Annotated in this window: 5 protein-coding genes; all 5 read right to left on the bottom strand. The window is 71.3% G+C overall.

Annotated features, from left to right (window positions below):
• Positions 1 to 39 precede the first annotated feature (39 nt).
• From hmuQ to AC6RA4_RS09145, 5 genes are read right to left on the bottom strand one after another with little or no spacing between them, the layout of a single operon-like run.
• Positions 40 to 360, bottom strand: a complete 321-nt coding sequence (gene hmuQ, locus AC6RA4_RS09165) for a heme-degrading protein HmuQ (RefSeq protein ID WP_500159573.1) — start codon at positions 358 to 360, stop codon at positions 40 to 42.
• 19 nt (positions 361 to 379) lie between these two features.
• Positions 380 to 1168: a heme ABC transporter ATP-binding protein gene (locus AC6RA4_RS09160; RefSeq protein WP_500159571.1), complete on the bottom strand. Its 789-nt coding sequence runs from the start codon at positions 1166 to 1168 to the stop codon at positions 380 to 382.
• Positions 1168 to 2244, bottom strand: coding sequence for a FecCD family ABC transporter permease (locus AC6RA4_RS09155; protein WP_500159569.1), 1077 nt, complete (start codon positions 2242 to 2244; stop codon positions 1168 to 1170). The genes AC6RA4_RS09160 and AC6RA4_RS09155 overlap by 1 nt, the downstream gene beginning before the upstream one ends.
• A 4-nt stretch (positions 2245 to 2248) precedes the next feature.
• Positions 2249 to 3127, bottom strand: coding sequence for a heme/hemin ABC transporter substrate-binding protein (locus AC6RA4_RS09150; RefSeq protein WP_500159567.1), 879 nt, complete (start codon positions 3125 to 3127; stop codon positions 2249 to 2251).
• Positions 3124 to 4179, bottom strand: coding sequence for a hemin-degrading factor (locus AC6RA4_RS09145; RefSeq protein WP_500159565.1), 1056 nt, complete (start codon positions 4177 to 4179; stop codon positions 3124 to 3126). Before AC6RA4_RS09145 ends, AC6RA4_RS09150 begins: the two co-directional genes overlap by 4 nt.
• Positions 4180 to 4259 lie beyond the last annotated feature (80 nt).

The raw sequence follows: 4259 nt of genomic DNA, 5'->3' as shown, positions 1-4259 counted from the left end.
TGGGGGAGCTGCGCTTCCTGAAAGAGGTGCGGCGCTTGGCTATGCCGGCATGGCGATCTTCTGGATCGCGGTGAAGCCCTCGAAGCGCGGAGCGCCGGAATGCAGCTTGCGGGTGTCGCCGGCGCGGGCATGGGCGGCGCGGAAGCTGTCGCTGCGGGTCCAGGCGCGGAAATGGTCCTCGCTTTCCCAGACCGTGTGCGAGGCGTAGAGGATTGTGCCCTCCTCCTCAGGGCCTTTCAGCATGTGGAATTCGACGAAGCCGGGGTTCTCGTGCAGCTTGCTGTCGCGGCTGAGCCAGAGCGCCTCGAAATCGGCGGCGTTTTCGCTCGGGACGGTGAAGCGGTTCATTGCCAGATACATGTCTGGGGTCCTTTCGGGGTCATTCCGCCGCGAGCCGCGCGGCTTGGGGCAGCAGGAAGGGGGTGCCGGGGGGCGGTGCGGCGCCGACGCGAAGCTGGCAGCCATAGGCGCGGGAAAGCGTTTCAGAGGTCATCACCTCGGCCACGGTGCCGGCGGCCTCTACCTGGCCCGCTGCCAGAAGCGAGATGCGGTCGGAGAACATGGCGGTGAGGTTGAGATCGTGCATCACCGCCACGACGCCACCGCCGGCATCGGCGAAGTCGCGGGCGATCTGCATCACCTCGAGCTGGTGCGCGATGTCGAGCGCCGAGACCGGCTCGTCGAGGAACAGCCAGCGCGGGGAGCCTTCCTCGATGGGGGCACCGACCTGCGCCAGCACGCGGGCGAGCTGGGCGCGTTGCTGCTCGCCGCCCGAGAGCGACTGGTAGGGGCGCCCGGCGTGATGGGCGAGGTCGACCCGGGCCAAGGCCTGCAGCGCGGCGCGGGATTGCCCGGCGGCGCGGCCGCGGGAGAGGCCGATCTCGACGACTTCGAGCACGGTGAAGGGAAAGGCCAGCGCCGAGGCCTGGGGCAGCACGCCGCGCATCGCCGCGAGCTCCCATGGTTGCAGGCGGGCGATGTCTTGGCCGTTGAGGGTGACGCTGCCGGTGTAGGGCAGATCGCCGGTCATGGCGCGCAAGAGGGTCGTCTTGCCCGAGCCGTTGGGGCCGCAGATGGCGGTGAGCTGGCTGGGTTCGGCGGTGAAGCGGACGCCCTGCAGGATCTCGCGGCGTCCGAGGCGGACGGTGATGTCATGGGCCTCCAGCATCACAGGTCCACCACGCCGCGCTGCCGCAGCAGGATCCACAGGAAGACCGGCGCGCCGAGCACCGCCGTCACGATGCCGATGGGCAGCTCTGCGGGGGCCACGACGCTGCGCGAGATCATGTCGGCGCCGACGAGGAGGGACGCGCCCAGAAGGGCCGCGTTGGGCAAGAGCGCGCGGTGGTCCGGGCCGGAGGCGAGGCGCAGCAGGTGCGGCACCACGATGCCAATGAAGCCGATGCCACCTGAGACCGCCACTGCCCCGCCGGTGGCGGCGGCGACGCAGAGGATGGCGAGGCGCTTCATGCGTTGCACGGGGATGCCGATATGGGCGGCGATGGCCTCGCCGAGCGCCAGCGCGTTGAGCGCGCGGCCGAGCAGCATGGCGCCGGCCATCGCGATCAGCAGGATCGGCAGCGCGGCTGCAAGCTTGGTCCAGCTGGCGCCGGCCAGCGAGCCGAGGCCCCAGAAGGTCAGGTCGCGCAGCTGGCTGTCGTCGGCCAGGTAGACCAGCACGCCCGAGACCGCGCCCGAGAGCGCCGCCAGCGCGATGCCGGCGAGCAGCATGGTGGCCACCGAGGTCTGGCCGCGCCGGGTGGCGACGCGGTAGAGCAAGAGCGTGCTGATCCAGCCGCCGAGGAAGGCGGCGAGGGGGACGAGATGCGCGCCTGCGAGGCCGAGCAGGGCCGGGGGCAGCAGGCTCCCGAGGACGATGGCGAGGATCGCCCCGAGCCCGGCGCCGGCGCTGACGCCGACGATGCCGGGATCGGCCAGCGGGTTGCGGAACAGCCCCTGCATCACCGCGCCAGAGACCGCGAGCGCCGCGCCCACCGCCAGCCCCATCACCAGCCGGGGCAGGCGGATGTCGAGCAGGACGACCTTTTCCATGCGGGAGAGCTCCTCGCCTCTTGCGAGGCTCCTCGCCACGTCGATGAGCTGCACGCCGGTGGCGCCGACGGTGAGGCTGGCAAGCGAGATCGCCACCAGCCCCAGCGCCAGCCACAGGTGCAGGCGGCGGGCGCGGGCCAGCCGGTCGGGCGGTGCGGCGTGGTGCAAGGAGGGATCGGTGAGCGCGACCATGGGATCACTCGCCGTAGAGCGCGGCGGAGAGCTCGGCGACCGCCGCGCCGGTGCGGGGGCCGAAGCCCAGCAGCTTCAGCCCGTCGATCTTGATCAGCGCACGGGTCTCGGCAGCGGGCGTCACGGCGAGGGCGGGCAGGGCGAAAAGCTCCTCGGCGCTCGCCCCGTGATCGCCGGAGCGGTCCATCATCAGGATGACGTCGGGCGCGCTCGCGGTGGCGGCCTCGTCGGAGAGCGGCTTGTAGCCCGAGACGCCCTGAAGCGCGTTCACCCCTCCGGCCAGCTCGATGATCGCGGCGGCGCCGGTGTCGTCGCCCGCGCCCATCAGCCGCCCCCCCTGTGCCGAGAGCACGAAGAGCACGCGCTTGGGCGCTCCGGCGTGTTTCGCGGCGTGGGCGGAGGCGGCCTCGATCTCTGCCGCGACCGTCTCGGCCAGATCCTCGGCGGCCTCCGTGGCGTCGAGCGCTTCGCCCACCGCGCGGATCTTGGCGGCGACGCCTTCGGCGGAGAACCCGCCGGGCACGGTGATGAAGGGGATCGCGGCCTCTTCGAGCACGGCGAGCGTCTCGGGCGGGCCGGCGCCTTCTTCGGAGACGATCAGGTCGGGGCCGACCGAGAGCACGCCCTCGGGCGAGAGCGCGCGCATGTAGCCGACATCGGGCAGGGCGGTGGCCTCGGGCGGGTAGGTCGAGGTGGTGTCGCGAGCGACCAGGCGGTGTTCCTGGCCAAGCGCGTAGACGATCTCGGTCACCGAGCCGCCGATCGCCAGCGTGTCGGCCTCGCCGCGGGCGGCCTGGGCCGGGCTGAGCACGGCGCCGAGCACCCCGAAGGCAAGATAGATGGCCGAGCTGGCGGCGATGGCGGAGAAGGAGCGGCGTCTCATGCGGGCACCCCCTCGCGGGCGGGCAGCGCCTCGACGATCTCGCGCCAGGCGGGGCGGTGATCGTTGCCCTCCTTGCCGATGGCGAAGCACTGGAAGATCAGCCCGCCCTCGGCATCGAAGCCCTCGACCGAGAGCGCCGGTCCGCGCTGGGTCGGCTTCTCGACCGCCCAGAGCTCGGCGACCTTGTCGCGGCGCAGGTGCAGGTTGAAGCCGGGGTCCATGATGTTCTGCCACGGCCCCATCGGTTTGAGGCTGTGGATCGGGCCGGAATGGATCTGGATGCAGCCGCGATTGCCGACGAAGAGCATGATGCCGGTCTCGCGGTCGCGCGCCGCCTCGAGCATGGTGTCGACCGCTATCGGGTTGAGCGCGCGCACAAAGGGCGCGCCGGCGATGCGGTAGGCGCCGAGCCGGTTCATCCTGAGCTTGGAGCACAGGCGCAGGAACTGGTGGGTGTCGGTGAGTCGGGCCCATTCCTTGCGCAGGATCTCGCGCTTCGCCGGGTCGGCCTTGGCCGCCTCGACGGGCTCGCGCGGGCGAACCTCGATCCGGTCGGAGCTGTCGCCGGTGGCCAGCGTCTCCTTCAGGGCGGTCCAGCCGGCGAGGTCCGAGCCCTCGCGCAGGTGGATCTTGTGCACCGCGTCGCCAGCGGCGTCGAAGACCTGCAGGCTGCGCCGCAGCCCGTGTTCGGCCTCCTGCTCGACGAGGAAGCCATGCACCCAATGCCTGGGGAAGATGCGCAGGTCGATGGCCTCGTTCAGCACCATCGAGGCATGCGGGCCGGAATGGTAATTGCCGTATCGCCCGACTTTCTCATGCACCGCCGCCTCGACGCGGGTCAGCGCCATAACCTCGCCAAGCGTCTCGGCGGCGGGCATCAGCAGGTCGGGATTGGCGTCGATCCGGGTCACGCCATGGCCGGTCTGCGCGGCGAGGAGCTCGGCTTCGGAGATCTGAAGCTGGGGGGCGAGGTCGCGGCTGCGCAGCTTGGGCGCCTCGGCCAGCGCGGCGCGAATCGCGGAAGGGGTGGGGGTGTCGATCGGGGTGCTCATGCGGCCAGTCCGGTCCTTCGGCAGATGTCTGGGAAATGACGGCTGGCGCGGATCTGGCTGGCAGGTCGATCTTGACTGTT

The sequence above is a fragment of the Salipiger sp. genome (assembly GCF_059781815.1).
The sequence above is the reverse complement of the archived record's forward strand: the minus strand, read 5'-3'. Positions and strand labels throughout refer to the sequence as shown.